General features: G+C 37.7%; 16 protein-coding genes. 15 read left to right on the top strand and 1 reads right to left on the bottom strand.

The window, feature by feature from the left end:
* The first annotated feature begins 3 nt into the window (after nt 1–3).
* The 8 genes from ACFX4R_RS10045 to ppsA all read left to right on the top strand — a co-directional run bounded on the left by ACFX4R_RS10045 (nt 4) and on the right by ppsA (nt 7,946).
* Nucleotides 4–336, top strand: coding sequence for a YolD-like family protein (locus ACFX4R_RS10045; protein ID WP_097823712.1), 333 nt, complete (start codon nt 4–6; stop codon nt 334–336).
* Nucleotides 337–457: 121 nt separating this feature from the next.
* Nucleotides 458–973, top strand: coding sequence for an SMI1/KNR4 family protein (locus ACFX4R_RS10050; RefSeq protein ID WP_116515721.1), 516 nt, complete (start codon nt 458–460; stop codon nt 971–973).
* Nucleotides 974–986: 13 nt separating this feature from the next.
* Nucleotides 987–1,364, top strand: a complete 378-nt coding sequence (locus ACFX4R_RS10055) for a hypothetical protein (protein ID WP_043981877.1) — start codon at nt 987–989, stop codon at nt 1,362–1,364.
* A 132-nt stretch (nt 1,365–1,496) separates the two neighbouring features.
* Nucleotides 1,497–1,829, top strand: a complete 333-nt coding sequence (locus ACFX4R_RS10060) for a hypothetical protein (protein WP_043981878.1) — start codon at nt 1,497–1,499, stop codon at nt 1,827–1,829.
* A gap of 80 nt (nt 1,830–1,909) precedes the next feature.
* Complete coding sequence (locus ACFX4R_RS10065) at nt 1,910–2,410, top strand: hypothetical protein (protein ID WP_043981880.1); 501 nt, start codon at nt 1,910–1,912, stop codon at nt 2,408–2,410.
* Between the two features lie 120 nt (nt 2,411–2,530).
* Complete coding sequence (locus ACFX4R_RS10070; RefSeq protein ID WP_377569486.1) at nt 2,531–2,974, top strand: hypothetical protein; 444 nt, start codon at nt 2,531–2,533, stop codon at nt 2,972–2,974.
* Between the two features lie 165 nt (nt 2,975–3,139).
* On the top strand, nt 3,140–4,360 hold the full coding sequence (gene hmpA / locus ACFX4R_RS10075; protein ID WP_165575287.1) for an NO-inducible flavohemoprotein: 1,221 nt from the start codon (nt 3,140–3,142) through the stop codon (nt 4,358–4,360).
* A 979-nt stretch (nt 4,361–5,339) separates the two neighbouring features.
* Complete coding sequence (gene ppsA, locus ACFX4R_RS10080; RefSeq protein ID WP_322551954.1) at nt 5,340–7,946, top strand: phosphoenolpyruvate synthase; 2,607 nt, start codon at nt 5,340–5,342, stop codon at nt 7,944–7,946.
* 145 nt (nt 7,947–8,091) lie between these two features.
* Here ppsA and ACFX4R_RS10085 read toward each other — a convergent pair whose 3' ends face one another.
* Nucleotides 8,092–8,838, bottom strand: coding sequence for a gamma-glutamyl-gamma-aminobutyrate hydrolase family protein (locus ACFX4R_RS10085; protein WP_043981888.1), 747 nt, complete (start codon nt 8,836–8,838; stop codon nt 8,092–8,094).
* Between the two features lie 290 nt (nt 8,839–9,128).
* Here ACFX4R_RS10085 and ACFX4R_RS10090 point away from each other — a divergent pair, with 290 nt between their 5' ends.
* The 7 genes from ACFX4R_RS10090 (at nt 9,129) to ACFX4R_RS10120 (ending at nt 15,777) form a co-directional block, all read left to right on the top strand.
* Entirely contained in the window at nt 9,129–10,667 is a 1,539-nt protein-coding gene (locus ACFX4R_RS10090; protein WP_377569489.1) for an ABC transporter substrate-binding protein, read from the top strand.
* Between the two features lie 59 nt (nt 10,668–10,726).
* Nucleotides 10,727–11,680 carry an ABC transporter permease gene (locus ACFX4R_RS10095; protein ID WP_013082737.1) on the top strand — a complete coding sequence of 318 codons (954 nt, stop codon included), beginning with the start codon at nt 10,727–10,729 and terminating at the stop codon, nt 11,678–11,680.
* Nucleotides 11,681–11,689: 9 nt separating this feature from the next.
* Complete coding sequence (locus ACFX4R_RS10100; RefSeq protein ID WP_377569491.1) at nt 11,690–12,598, top strand: ABC transporter permease; 909 nt, start codon at nt 11,690–11,692, stop codon at nt 12,596–12,598.
* On the top strand, nt 12,595–13,593 hold the full coding sequence (locus ACFX4R_RS10105) for an ABC transporter ATP-binding protein (protein WP_377569492.1): 999 nt from the start codon (nt 12,595–12,597) through the stop codon (nt 13,591–13,593). Before ACFX4R_RS10100 ends, ACFX4R_RS10105 begins: the two co-directional genes overlap by 4 nt.
* The gene (locus tag ACFX4R_RS10110) at nt 13,586–14,575 is read left to right on the top strand and encodes an ABC transporter ATP-binding protein (protein WP_043981897.1); all 990 of its coding nucleotides are present in this window, start codon (nt 13,586–13,588) and stop codon (nt 14,573–14,575) included. Before ACFX4R_RS10105 ends, ACFX4R_RS10110 begins: the two co-directional genes overlap by 8 nt.
* A gap of 259 nt (nt 14,576–14,834) precedes the next feature.
* Complete coding sequence (ybaK, locus tag ACFX4R_RS10115) at nt 14,835–15,317, top strand: Cys-tRNA(Pro) deacylase (RefSeq protein ID WP_043982614.1); 483 nt, start codon at nt 14,835–14,837, stop codon at nt 15,315–15,317.
* Between the two features lie 175 nt (nt 15,318–15,492).
* The gene (locus ACFX4R_RS10120; protein WP_043981900.1) at nt 15,493–15,777 is read left to right on the top strand and encodes a DUF5316 family protein; all 285 of its coding nucleotides are present in this window, start codon (nt 15,493–15,495) and stop codon (nt 15,775–15,777) included.
* Nucleotides 15,778–15,858: the final 81 nt, after the last annotated feature.

A 15,858-nucleotide genomic window follows, 5' to 3' on the forward strand; every position in this document is an offset into this window, starting at 1 on the left:
GACATGCAAAACAGAGGAATGAAAAAATGGCGACCGTTTGCCACTATGCCCGAGCAATACAAAGGATTACAAGAAGTTATAAAAAAGCAATCAGAAATACCTCAACCTTTTTTAACAGAAGATCAAATGGAACAAATTAATTTTACCTTGATCGAAGCTCTCCATACACATAAAAAAGTATACCTTACGTATTACAAGCATGGGCAATGTATAACGGAAACAGGAGTTATTCAATTTGTAGATTCCCTTGGAGGGTTATTTGTATTTATAGATGAAGGATGTAAGCAAACGAACAAAATGAGGTTAAGCGAGCTAATTGATGTTCGTTTCATGTAGTAGAAAATAATAAAACCGTTTATTTACATAAGATTTCCATACATAATTAGTATAAGTTTAAAAAATATCTAATCATTTTTCCTAGATTCATTTAATGACGTTATATAAGGAGGCTCCTAATATGAAGCAAGTTTGGAATGAGTTTGAGCAGTGGTTAAAAATAAATCGACCAGAAGCAGCAGGAACGCTTAAAGAAGCAGCTACTGAATTAGAAATTGCAGAGGTTGAACAAAAGATGGGACTAACATTCCCCAAAAACCTTAAAGACTGGTTAATGATACATAATGGACAGCGTGATGAATATATAGCAGTTATTGAAAATTATACTCTATTACCTTTAGAGGAGATTCTGTATACGTGGCAAACATTAAAAGAGCTTTTAGACGGAGGAGAATTTGAAGATTTTCCAGAAATTGAACCTATTGGGCCAGTAAAAAAAGAATTTTGGTGGAACCCACGTTGGATTTCGATTGCCACGAATGGGGGAGGAGATGATATTTGTATAGACTTGGATCCTGATGAAGGAGGGAAAATTGGTCAAATTATCACCTTTTGGCATGATTGGGAACAGCGTGAAGTAATAGCAGACAGCTTAGAAGAATGGATAACAGCCACGATAAGTCATACAGATCATTAAAGGGGAGAAGCAAATGATAAAACCTGATATAGAGAAAATCTATAAAATTCTTAAAGAACTTCCAGGTACGTCAGTGAAAGTAGAATTTGAAGATGAAGTGGGAGAAATTCTTTCTGCTCCTTATTACATCTACCTTAAAAGCGAGTTTTTAGATGGCCAATTAGGCTACAGAGAAGATTTAGAAGCAAATTCCCTTATAGGAAATCAAGAAGGAGATTGGCAAGAAAACTGGTTTGTCATAGGGTATGATGAAGAAATAGGCGGTGACCCGCTCTTTATTGATATAGGGAATGTAGATTACCCAGTTTTCACAGCTGAACATGGCATGGGTGAATGGGACGCTTTAGAAATGTATGATTCTCTAAAAGAGTTTGTAGAAGAGGTTACTTAATTATTGCTTCGTTAAAAGATTTTGATAAAAGTACGGCCAGAGAAGGACAGATAGTAGTTTAGTATATACCTAGCTGTCCTCTTTTTTAGTACCTATTAAACTTAGAAAGAATGTAGAGGAAGGAAGGGCCTGATGGTAGGAATCGATTTCTGCATTGCCGATAATAAGAAAGAAGCAGCTTTTTCTACTAAATGTGTAAAATTTGAGGAAAGAGTACACGACTACCTGTTAACAAGAGAATTCAGACATTCGTTTGAATTATTGACAGGATTAGATCAATATGGGGACAAGTTGTTTTCTGTACAAGAGATAAATCAATTAATCAAGGTATGTGAAGCATTACAGACAATCTGTAGACAATCAACGGAGATAGCCCTGAAGACGAAAACATTTGCTGAAGCATTAAAGAGCCTTTGCTTAGAGGCACTGAAACTAAATAAATTAGTATTTGCCTCTGGCGATTAATGTAAAATTAAAACTGAAATCAATGTTGTAGTTCCATCGCTTCGATAATATGAATTAATAAATTCAAGGGAGAAAACGTCTTGAAAAAAACATTTCTAAATAAAAATAAAACACTTATAGGGTTAGGATATGAATTTCTAGTCGTTTGTCCACAATGCGCCTCTTGTGCAAAAGTCATAGCTTTAGATGATTCGAGTCCCTACGTCGCTAACGTCAGAAGAAGGTTTGTTTGTACTACTTGCGGAACCACAAAAGACAAAGTTATAAAAGCAAACGGTTACGGACAAGCAAGAGTATCGTACGAACGTAAAGCTGATTATGAAGTAATTTTAATTGGAGATCCCTGCGACTGGTATTTTCAACTTCCGCTCTATTTACAAATTGAATGTAGTGGAAACACCTTATGGGCATTAAACCTGGAACATTTAAATTATATCGAAAGCTATATAGAAGCTGAACTCAGGGAATCACATCCCTATTATTTAAGCGTCGAGAGTCGACTGCCAAAGTGGCTGAAGTTTGCTAAGAATAGAGAAGATGTATTAAAAGCTATTCAGAAACTAAAGGTGAAGACTTATTAGGTGCTTTGGCTGATTTGTTATAATTGCCCGTATATCTTTCTAATCATCTTATAAATTAAGCTAAAGAATTCTGCAACTGAAGGTAACTGTTAAATAGCCTAAGTATGGGAAGTGAAGAGTTTGTATCAAACCATAAAAATTAATGATTGGATTTTAGAAATTGATGTTGAAGAAACAAAAACACAGTATTTGAAAAAATGGGATTTGTGCGATTGTCTATATTGTCTAAACTTTTATGAAGCTATGAAGTCCCGATCAGAGATAGAGCTTCAGTTTTTTAACCGACTAGGTATTAATCCTTCTCAATGTAATCACTTATCACATTTTGATTCTCAAGAAAATGGACTCCACTTCTATATTGGCTGCTATCATATGGTAGATAAGGTATCTAACAAAATACCTCTTGAAATTATGAATTCAGATGGTGCAATTGAAATAAGCAATAACCTACATATTGGCTTTTCCAACGATTTAGAATTTGTCCCTGGCGGATTTACCAGACCCGTACTTCAACTTGATTTTGAGATAGAAGTCCCTTGGATACTTGTTGAAAAGCCAAATTAAAGTAATGTCAAATCTAATAAAGTTGTTTCTTAAAAAACCTATTCATTACGGTAACTAAAGTTAGTATTTTCATTCCAGTATAGGATAATCCAAATTTAGCCATATTAAATTGTAGTATTAAAAAAGATTAATACATATGAAAAATTCTTAAAAGGTGGATGTTATATGCTTGATTCTAAAACGATTGAAATTGTCCAATCAACAGTGCCAGTTTTGAAAGAACATAGTAAACAAATAGGAAAGAGATTTTATGAATTGTTATTTGAAAAAGCGCCAGATTTATATAATATGTTCAATCAAACAAATCAAAAAAGAGGAATTCAACAGGAAGCATTAGGATATGCCGTGTATGCTGCAGGAGAACATATTACAAACTTAGAAGCCATTAAACCTGTAATTGAACGGATTTCACAAAAGCATCGTGCGATAGGGGTAAAGGCAGAACAATATCCAGTCGTTGGTGAAACTTTACTTCAAGCAGTAAAGGATGTTTTGGGAGATACAGCTTCAGATGAGATTATTGAAGCATGGGGAAAAGCGTACGGATATATTGCCAATGCTTTTATTGAGCTAGAAGAAGCTCTCTACGAAGAGACAGAGAGTCAACCTGGAGGTTGGGAAGGATATCAAAGCTTTTATATAGATAAGAAAGTAGAAGAAAGTGATAATGTAACGTCTTTTTATTTAAAAGCTAAAAATGAGAAAGAAATTGCCTCTTATAAAGCAGGACAATACCTTACATTAGCAGCAAATGTTCCGGGAGAGAAATACACGCATATTCGCCACTATAGTCTTTCTGAAGCCCCTGGAAAGGATTATTATCGAATCAGTGTAAAACGAGAAGAAGGGTATGACGGTGCGCCAGCAGGAATCGTGTCAAACTATTTACATAAACAAGTTCAGACAGGAGATACTCTTAAGTTCTCAGCTCCAGCTGGAGATTTTGTACTTGATCACAGTGAACTTCCCGTTGTGCTAATTAGTGGAGGTATAGGTATTACACCTTTGCTTAGTATGCTGAATACCATTGTAGAAAAACAACCTACACGTAAGGTTACCTTTCTTCATGCAAGTATTAATGGGAAAACGCATGCTTTTAAAGAACATGTGGCTCAACTAAATAGAAATAACGAAAATGTTACCTCCTTCATCTGTTATAGCTCGCCTAATGAAGGGGATCGACTTGGCACTGATTTTGATAAAGAGGGTTATATTGATTTAGAATTGTTACAATCCGTTGTTCCTTCAAAAGAAGCTGTCTTTTATTTCTGCGGGTCGATTCCGTTTATGGAAGCTATTCTTAAAGCACTACATAGATGGGATATACCAAACGAACGTATTCATTACGAGGTATTTAGCCCTGTAGCCATTTTAGGAGAAAAATAAAGAAGTAATTGTTACCAGTAAACGGAAAATGTTCGATGAAAACACACGTCCTGTTTAAATAAATATGCTGTAAAAAAGCACTCATAAGCGTGCTTTTTTACTTTGCCCTAAGGAATGATTCTACAAACGATCATGATACATATAAGTATTTCTACACTCTCTGCGTACAAAAAACTGGAAAAAATTCTCTTCGGTAATTTATAATAATAGAAAACTATGTCGAACCCCAAATATTGGAGAGACTACTATATGAGAAGACTACTCCCTTTTATAATTTTTACCATTTACTGCATTCCATATGTTTATTTATCTATGCGAAAAGATTTTGAGGATGATTCAAAGGTAAGCTATATAATCATGGCCATAGTTACAGTAGCACTGTCTTATCTAAGTGGGCTTATTAGAGCGGATTTATCACTTATTTTAGGAAATATAATTTCTTTTAGTACCTCATATTTTTATAACGCATTAAGGCTTCCTGATTCTAAATGGGAGAAATATTTTTCGCCCTTTAATTCTGTCGAACAAGTAGTACTGATAAGCCTTGCGGCGCTTGTGCTGCAGGTGATTATTTATACACTTGCTAGAAAACGAGCGAAGAGATACATTCGTAATACTATGGTTTCGGAATAGTTCAAAAAAAGAGAGTTAATCATCTAATGAGCTAGACTCTTCAGGTGACCAAATGAAAGAAGGGTTAAAATGAGGAGAGATGTTGAAATTTCATTCTCTAAAAAGAAAGTGTTAAATGAGGAAGAACAACAAATCCTTCAAACGTGTACTTACCTGCTTTAAAAAGGATACGAATCAATTAGATAAGTTAGTTATACAACTTTTAAAAATGTAACCGCAAACAAAAAGGTATGTATTTCTCTTCCTACTTTAATTATACCACATAAAAAAACGCCGATATAGACTGTTTATTCTCATTTACTGCTGGTAAAATCAATAAAACATTACCGGTTAGGAGAGATGTTGAATGAACTCTTTAGTTCTTAGCTTTCAAGAAATAAAAGATACACAGCTTTCACTTGTTGGAGGAAAAGCCTTAAATTTAGGCGCGTTATCAAAAATTCAAGGAATACAAGTACCGGAAGGATTTTGTGTGACAGCGGCCGGGTATCAAAAAGCCCTTGAACAAAATGAAACGTTTCAAGCGTTACTGAACCAGCTGACGATGCTAAAAGCTGATGACCGAGATCAAATTGGTGAAATTAGCGAAAAAATCCGCCAAATCATTCTGGAAATAAAAATTCCTTCGGACGTTGTAAAAGCAGTTATTCATTCTCTCTCTCAGTTTGGGGAAGAGCATGCTTATGCCGTTCGTTCAAGTGCGACTGCTGAAGATTTGCCACATGCTTCTTTTGCTGGTCAGCATGACACCTATTTAAACATCAGAGGCAAAGAAGCTATTCTGCAGCACATTAGCAAATGCTGGGCTTCCCTGTTTACAAATCGTGCGGTAACCTACCGTATTAAAAATGGATTTGACCATAGTCAAGTGCACGTATCTGTTATTGTTCAACGAATGGTTTTTCCGCAGGCTTCAGGTATTTTATTTTCCGCTGACCCAATTACTTCTAACCGAAAGCTGTTATCAATCGATGCGGGATTTGGACTTGGAGAAGCGCTAGTGTCAGGTTTGGTCTCTGCCGATTGCTATAAAGTAAAAGAAGGCGAAATCGTCGATAAAAAAATAGCAGCTAAAAAGGTAGCTATTTACGGATTAAAAGAAGGCGGAACAGAAACAAAGGAAGTTCATTTCGATCTACAAAAAACGCAAGCGCTCACTGACTCTCAAATTTTACAGCTAGAACGCGTTGGAAGACAGCTTGAAGCTTACTTCGGTTGTCCTCAAGATATTGAATGGTGCTTGGCTGAGGATACATTTTATATTGTTCAAAGTCGTCCAATCACTACTTTATATCCAATTCCTGAAGCACATGATCAGGAAAATCGCGTTTATGTATCTGTTGGACATCAACAAATGATGACCGATGCCATGAAACCACTGGGGTTGTCTTTTTTTCTGTTAACGACTAATGCACCTATGCGTACAGCCGGTGGAAGGCTGTTTGTTGATGTCACCCCTATGCTGGCTTCATCTGACAGCAGAAAAATGATGTTAGGTGCCATGGGACAACATGATCCCCTCATGAAAGACGCACTTACAAGCATAATAGAGCGAGGAGACTTTATAAAACCTTTACCAAATGATCAAAGTTCTGGTAAAAGCAATAAAAGCATGCCGCCTACGAAGCCTAAGACACAAATCGAAAACGACTCGACCATAGTTTCTGACTTGATCAAGAAAAATCAAGCATCAATAGAAGAGCTAAAGCAAACCATCCAAACGAAATCTGGGTCGGAATTAGTCGATTTTATTTCAGAAGATATCGGGACATTAAAGAAGATTTTATTTGACCCACAAAGTACAGCTGTGTTTATGGCTGCTATGGATGCTTCATCATGGATCAATGAAAAAATGGAGACGTGGCTAGGTGAAAAAAACGCAGCAGACGTGATTTCTCAATCTGTACCAAACAATATTACATCAGAAATGGGTCTGGCGCTATTGGATGTCGCAGATGTGATTCGTCCTTATCCAGAAGTCATCCATTATTTACAACACGTAAAAGATGATAACTTTTTGGAGAAACTGGTTAAGTTTGAAGGCGGAGAGAAAACTCAAGACGCTATCTATGATTATCTCAGCAAATACGGAATGCGATGCCCCGGCGAAATCGATATTACGAAAACTCGCTGGAGCGAAAAGCCGGCTGCACTTATCCCTGTGATTCTTGGTAATATTAAAAACTTTGAGGCTAACGCTAGCAAGCAAAAATTTGAAAAAGGCCTGCAGGAAGCCTTGAAAAAAGAGCAAGAGCTATTAAACCGCTTGAAGCAATTGCCGGATGGTGAACAAAAAGCAAAAGAAACAAAAGAAAAGATTAATCTCATGCGGAATTTTATCGGTTATCGTGAATATCCCAAATACGGCATGATTAATCGCTATTTTGTTTATAAACAGGCTCTGCTGAAAGAAGCCGCTCAGCTTGTAAAAGCCGGTGTTATTTCTGAAACAGAAAATATATACTATCTGACGTTTGACGAACTTCAAGAAGTCGTGCGCACACATAAAGTGAATGATCAAATCATTACCAAGCGAAAAGAAGAATACCGATTATACACAAAGCTAACATCTCCGCGTGTAATCACGTCTCATGGCGAAATTGTTACAGGTGCGTACAAACGAGAAAATCTTCCGTCCCAAGCAATTGTAGGTTTACCGGTTTCTTCAGGAGTGGTAGAAGGGCGAGCGCGCGTCATTTTAAACATGGAAAATGCTAATCTATCAGAGGGAGATATATTAGTTACTTCCTTTACTGACCCTAGCTGGACCCCGTTATTTGTAGGGATAAAGGGGCTTGTTACGGAAGTTGGCGGACTGATGACTCATGGAGCAGTCATTGCACGTGAATACGGATTGCCAGCGGTTGTCGGCGTAGAGAATGCTACTCGGCTGATAAAAGACGGACAGCAAATTCGCGTACATGGAACAGAAGGATATATTGAAATATTGTAAAAGCTAAAGATGCTTGCGCTGTTTTCCTTCTTTATTAATAGATGAAAATTTGTCTAGATTTCTATGCGTATCTTCAGGTAATACAAAAAGGCAGGCCATTATAATGGCCTGCCTTTTTGTATTGGTGACGCAGTAGATTAAAACGTCAAATGCTGACTTTTTTTACAGCCGACTGCTGCACATGCTCCATAAACAGTTTGAACAAGTTTAGCATTGAAGTATGTTCTTTTGCCATCATTTCTGGATGCCACTGGACGCCGACTACAAATTGTTTTCCTTGTTTTTCAATGGCTTCAATAACTCCATCTTTTGCCCATGCAGAAACTTCAAAACCTGGCGCTACGTCTTTAATAGCTTGATGGTGAAATGAATTAATAAGAGCTTGATTACCGTAAAGGTCATGCAGGCGTGTTCCGTCTTTAATCATGATGGAATGAGAAGGGTCGCTTGTATTTTTGTATTGATCATGTTTGATAAATGACTCTTTAATGTCTGACATGTCTTGATAAAGAGTCCCGCCGTAAGCAACGTTCAAAATTTGTAAGCCGCGGCAAATCGCTAACACCGGCTTTCCTTGATCGATCACATGCTTTAACAATAGCTGTTCAGACTGATCTCGTGCTAAAAAAGGTGAACCCGTTTTGGTTGTCGGTTCTTCTCCGTATAAAAGGGGATTAACGTCTTGACCACCTGATAAAATCAACCCGTCTATACTTTCTGCCTGCGCTTTAATCATTTCTTCATCTTTTAGCACTGGCAAGATAAAAGGAATTCCGCCGCTGAGCGCTGTTGATTCGATATAGTCATTATTCACATACGCTCGCTTATAGCCTGGAAAGCGTCCTCCTTGATCCACAATAATGCTTCCTGATATGCCAATTAAAAATCCCACTGTTGTTTTCTCCTTTTTGTTAAATTACCATTTCTTGAGATGTTCTTTCTTTTTTACTGCGTTGATAAAGTGTGTTCAATCGCTTGCTTTATAAGAAATAAATGGTTCTTTTGTTCAACTATTATACATATATACCATATTTACTTAATAGAAAATGGTATAATAGCCTCTGTATGTTAAAAATACTAATTGCCAAAGGTAGAAGGTAGTGCTACAATTGTTCACATTCCTACTATTCTTCTTATTATAGTCGGATTAAAATTTTATACAAGGAAATAGGAGTGATTTTAGTGAAAAGGACTTATTTACTTTTCATCTCTCTTTTAACCATTGTCCTCATGGTAGCAGGGTGCAGTGGTAATGCAAGCAAAAATTCTTCAAGTGAAAAAGAAGGAAAAGAAGGTGGAACGCTAAACGTCGCGTCTCAAAGTGAGCCAGCAACGCTAGATGCTCAAATTACTGGGGACTCAGATGTGAAAGACGCAACGCGCAGTATCTACGAAGGACTAATGATTTTAGACGAAAAAGGAAATCCTAAGCCTGACTTAGCGTCTAAAGTAGATATTAGCGATGATAATAAAACATACACGTTCCAATTAAGAAGAGGGGTTAAATTCCATAACGGTAAAGAAATGACTGCAGATGACGTTGTCGCTTCTATTAACCGCTGGATTAAGCTATCGTCTCTTGGGAAAACAAACTTCTCTGGTGCTGAAATGACCAAAACCGGTGATTATACGGTAGAGCTTCATTTACCATCACCAAACGTTAACACGCTTTCTTTATTAGCTGATCCAATCCCCGCAGCAGCTATTTTACCAAAAGAAGTCGTTGACAATGCATCTGATGAAGGGATCAAAGACTACATAGGAACAGGTCCATATAAAGTAAAAGAGTGGAAGAAAAATCAATATCTTTTATTAGAGAAATTTAAAGATTATTCTTCGAAAGGCCTCGAAGTTAAGAAAACTCCTCACGTCGATGAAATTAAGATTAGTTTCGTAAGCGATGAGTCAACTAGGATTTCTGGTATTACAACCGGACAATTTGACGTTGCGCTATCTGTATCAAGCGATAATGCCAAACAAGTTGAAGCCAGTCAAAATGCAAAAGTAGAAACATCACCAGGCGGATTTATGGGACTTTTCTACAACGCAGATAAAGGCGTCTTTAAAGACATCAATGCACGAAAAGCAGTTAACGCAGCTCTTAACTCAAAAGACATCTTAGACAGTTCTTACGGAAACTCGGATTATTACAAGCTTTCTTCATCCATTGTGAACAAAGAGTATCCAAATTACTACAGTACAGCTGGAAAAGAAGAATATAACCAGCATGATAAGAAAAAAGCAAAAGAATATTTGAAGAAATCTGGTTATAACGGAGAAGAAATTCGCTTAATGGCGTCTCGTGATTACCAAGATCAATACAATACAGCTGTTGTGGTTCAACAAGAGTTAAAAGACATTGGTATGAATGTAAAATTAGAAGTATACGACTGGGCGACATTCAGCGATAAAATGAGTGATACAAGCCAATGGGACATCTATCCTGTTGACTGGAACGCTCGTTCTACCATCTTCCAAGGATTCTGGACTACAAAAGGTACATCAGTTGAAAAATCAATGGACTACTTAAACAAAATTAAAGCTGCTCCTTCTGTTAAAGAAGCTCGCGGTGACATTGATGCAATTCAGCAATACGTATGGGACGAGCTTCCGTTTACGCTTATTGGTCATAAAGTGAACATCAATGCCGTTTCTAACAATGCAAAAGGCTATGAGTATAATTTAGGTCCAATTTTCTACAATATGAGTTTAACAAAATAATATCTTATTATTCTAATAAACAGAGGGCTTACGCTCTCTGTTTTAGAAAGGAGTTTACGATGGGAGCTTATACACTTAAGAGACTTTTTGCACTAATCCCTGTTTTATTCATTGTATCTATTGTTGTGTTCTTAATTACGCGCTTAACGCCTGGGAGTCCCGCAGCAATCATTTTAGGACAAGGCGCAAGTCCGGAACAAATTGCAGCGCTGAGCAAAGAAATGGGATTGGATGAGCCTGTGGTAAATCAATACTTTATCTGGCTATCTAACATTTTCCACGGAGATTTTGGCTATTCTTACTTTTTAAATAAACCTGTGCTCGGGGCAATTTGGGATAATGTAGGCCCTACGGTTTCTCTAGCTATACTCGCGCAAATTTTTGGTGTGGCGTTTGCTTTACTATTTGGTATATATGCAGCTAAACATAAAGGAACGATTCGTGATGAAAGCATTATGGGAGCTAGCCTTTTAGGTATTTCCATTCCTAGCTTTCTTCTCGGTTCATTCCTTATTTTGCTTTTTGCGGTACAGCTTCGAATTTTTCCTGTTTCAGGATACGTTCCGTTAAATGCTGGATTATTTGAGTATTTAAAGTACTTAGTTTTACCAACGATTACGCTCGGAGCGATTCAAGCTGCATTAATTACGCGTATGACGCGTTCATCTTTACTCGATACCATTTCTGAGAACTTTGTTAAAACGGCAAAAGCAAAAGGATTAAATGAACGCACAATTATGCTTAAGCATACGCTGCGCGTGAGTTTTTTACCGATTTTAACAGTTATCGGAGAATCATTTGCGGGACTTGTGACCGGAGCGGCGGTAACAGAATCATTATTTAACATTCCAGGGCTAGGTCAGCTGATTGTTTCATCAATTGAACGCCGGGATTACGCGCTTATTCAAGGAGCCGTACTTTTAATTACGGTTGCTTATGTGGTCATCAATTTAGTTGTTGATTTGCTGTATGCCGTGATCGATCCGCGTGTACGCAATTCTTATCATGATTAAAGGAGGGTGATGAATGTGAACGCACAACAAAATACAGAGACCATTTCAGTAACTGTAAAGAAAAAAAGAAACCCAGCGGTAGTGCGCTTTTTCTCAAATCGTTTGCTAGTAAGAGGAGCGATACTTATTTTATTATCTATTTTGATTGCTGTTTTTGCTCCGCTCATTTCTCCTTTTGGCAGCTTACAAATCGACCCTGCAAATCGATTAGCACCGCCGTCAAGCACGCACTGGTTTGGAACGGATAACTTTGGACGAGATGTATTTAGCCGGACAATGTACGGCGTCAGAATATCATTAATGATTGGAGCCGCAGTAACGATTATTGCTACTGTACTTGGTTTAATCGTTGGACTTTTATCTTCTTATTATAAAATTCTTGATTATATTTTAATGAGAATTTGTGACGGCTTGTTTGCTTTTCCATCTATTTTACTAGCAATTGCTATTATGTCTGCTTTAGGACCTAAAACAAGCAACGTTATTATCGCACTGAGCCTTGTATTTATTCCTTCGATTGCGAGAATTGTTCGTTCAGCTGCGCTTGTTGTAAAAGAAAAAACGTTTATTGAAGCGCTAAAAGCTCAAGGAGCAAACTCACTTCGAATCATTTGTTTTCATATGGCGCCAAACGTCTTATCGCCTTTAATCGTTCAAGTAACATACGTGTTTGCCGTAACGATTTTAACTGAGGCTTCGCTAAGCTTTTTAGGAGCCGGGATTCCTGCGCCGACACCGAGCTTAGGAAATATGCTGTATGACGGAAAGCTTGCGATTTACAACGCATGGTGGATGACCGTGTTTCCGGGTGTATTCATCATTTTAATTGTACTTGGCCTTAATTTATTTGGTGACGGTCTGCGGGATTGGTTAAATCCGAAAAACGTAATGCTGAAGAAAAGGAGGAAAAAACGTTGAGTAACGCCCTTTTAAAATTAGAAGACTTACAAGTAACTTTTACAACGTATAGCGGAGAAGTAACGGCTGTTGACAATGTATCTCTTCAATTAAATAAAGGAGAAGTATTAGGGATTGTCGGTGAATCAGGGTCTGGAAAAAGCGTAACGTCCGAATCTATTCTTCAGCTATTAGATGAAGACCTAACAAGCTACGATGGCAAGATTTTGTTTGAGGGAAAAAACTTATTAGAGATGTCTTCAAAGCAAATTCAAAAGCTAAGAGGAAACGAAATCTCAATGATTTTCCAAGACCCAATGTCGTCATTAAACCCCGTTATGCCCATTGGAAAACAAATTGCTGAAGTGATTCGTCTGCATCAGAAAGTCTCCAAAAAAGAAGCGCAAAAGAAAGTCGTAGAGCTTTTGAGACTAACAGGCATTCCGTCTCCAGAACAGCGAGCAAAAGAGTATCCGCATGAAATTTCCGGTGGAATGAGGCAGCGCATTATGATTGCGATGGCTTTAGCCTGTGAGCCAAAGCTTCTTATTGCCGATGAGCCAACAACAGCTTTAGACGTAACCATTCAAGCGCAAATTCTTGACCTCATGATGGATTTAAAAGACAAGCTCAACATGGGCGTGCTTTTCATTACCCATGATTTAGGCGTTGTAGCTAATATTTGTACAAAAGTAGCCGTGATGTATTTAGGACAAGTGATGGAAGAAACGGACGTTAAAACGCTGTTTTCAAAGCCGCTTCATCCTTATACAATGGGCCTAATTAAGTCGGTTCCTCACTTAGATGGCGACAGAACACAAGAGCTTTCGTCCATTCCGGGAACGGTTCCGCCGCTTTCAAACGTGCCAGCCGGCTGTCGTTTTGCACCAAGATGCCCGTTTGCAACGGAAAAATGCCATAAAGAAGTACCTGTTTTAGAGCATGCCGATGATACGCATCGCATTCGGTGCTGGCACTATGAAAAAATTCAAGAAGGAGAGGTTGCGTATGTCTAGTGAAGCAAAGCAGCAAAGCGCCAAGCCCTTGCTTGAAGTTCGCAACCTGCAAAAATATTATCCGGTTCGTTCTGCTTTAGGGAAAGCAAAAGGCCAAATCAAAGCAGTTCAAGATTTATCCTTTGATATTTATGAAGGCGAAACGTACGGATTAGTAGGTGAATCTGGCTGCGGGAAAAGTACAGCGGGGCGCACGCTTTTAAAATTAGTAGAACCAACGGGCGGAGAAGCACAGTTTAATGGAGAAAGTATTTTCGAATCTAAAGCATCACGCTTACGAACAATTCGTAAAGATTTACAAATGATTTTCCAAGATCCACATACTTCCCTTAATCCAAGAAAAAAGATTGGTGCTTCCATTCAAGAAACATTAACAATTCATAATGTAGGCGCAAAAAGCGAACGAAAGCAGCTTGTCATTGAGTTATTAAAAAAGCTTGGATTTAACGAAGAAGATTACAACCGCTATCCGCACGAATTTTCAGGAGGTCAGCGCCAGCGCATAGGCATTGCGCGTTCATTGATTTTAAACCCCAAGCTTATCATTTGTGATGAGCCGGTTTCAGCACTGGACGTATCCATTCAAGCACAAATCTTAAACTTACTGCGCAGTTTGCAAAGAGAAATGAAGCTTTCATATCTTTTTATCTCCCACGATTTAAGCGTCGTAAGACATATTGCAGACCGCGTTGGTGTGATGTATTTAGGAAGATTAGTAGAAGAAGGGCCAACAGATGAGATTTTTTCAAATCCTCGTCATCCTTACACAAAACTTCTTTTGTCATCTGTCCCGGCAATTCACGAACATGAAAAACGCGAAAAAATTGAGGTTAAAGGTGAAATTCCTTCTCCTCTTAATCCACCTTCAGGCTGTGCGTTTCATAAAAGATGCCCGTTCGCATTTGACCGCTGCATGAAAGAAACACCTGAAGATACAGTGATTGACAACAAGCATAAAGTAAAATGTCATCTTTATAGTTAAGGTGAAAAGCTGTAGCGATAGAGAAAACAAACGTATTGATGCAGCAGCACAATCGAATAGATAGAAATGGAAAAAGTCACTAGTGCCTCTAGTGGCTTTTTTGTGTGAAAATAGCGGATTTAAAGGGTGGTGAAAAGTCATTATTCAGCGTATTAGATTCATTTTTATATAAAAGATATAAATAATCCTTACTAACCTATCTATCCTAATATATGGAGATATGAAAACAAAACGTGTTATGATGGTATCGGTGATAATTATGGGTAAAAAAGCAGATAAAACGAATGTCATGCGAATTTTAGATCAGAAAAAAATTGTGTACAACTATTATTCTTATGACACTAAAAAGCTGAGTGGGGTACAGGTAGCTACTTCGCTCGGAGAGGATCTTGCTAAAGTCTTTAAGACACTGGTGACCGTAGGGAAATCAAAAGAACATTATGTCTTCATGGTACCGGTTGAAAAGGAGCTTGATTTAAAGAAAGCGGCAAAAGCGGCTGGTGAAAAGTCCTTAGAAATGATTCCTCAAAGAGAGCTGTTACCTCTTACAGGATATGTTCACGGCGGGTGTTCTCCTATCGGAATGAAAAAGCAGTTCGAAACCTTCATTGACTCTACAGCAGAAAACTGTGAAACGATTTACTTTTCAGGTGGACGTGTAGGTCACCAAATACAGTTAACGTTAAGTGACTTATCAAAAGTAATTCGCTTAAGTTTAGCAGACATCACAAAAGATAGTTAAAATGTAGTTCCCTTGAGCGAAACGTACTCAGACATGAGCGTTTCGCTTTTTTAGTTCCCTTAATTACTGTCTTTTTATCTGTTAAAACAACAAAATAAAAGTAAAAATATAGAAAAAATGATATTATATAGTTAATATGTGGAAAATTTATAAAAAGGCTAGGAGGAAGACAAAAATGATTAAATCAATTATTGGCGGGTTCATTTTATCTTTTATTCTTTTATTAGGATGTACAATAGCAAACGTAAATTCAGAAACAGTATTTTTCGTAGCGTTCATTATACTAGTAGGCCTAGCCATTATTATATCTGGAGCAGCTGTAAGCGGTGATCGAATGAGAGCCAATCTGGCCACGGAATCAAAAACGGACAAGAAGTGGAGAATTAGAAATTCTATAAACCTTATGTTAGCTGCGGCTCCAGTTCTCGGCGTATTTCTTCTCATTCATTATTTTATATAGTTTGGTTTCCAAACAACAAGCTTAGGTGAAAAATATCTTGGGATAGAACGCTTTTTATGTGAATTTAAAATTAAATGAGCC

The organism is Priestia sp. YIM B13490 (assembly GCF_042787735.1).
Lineage (GTDB): Bacteria > Bacillota > Bacilli > Bacillales > Bacillaceae_H > Priestia > Priestia megaterium.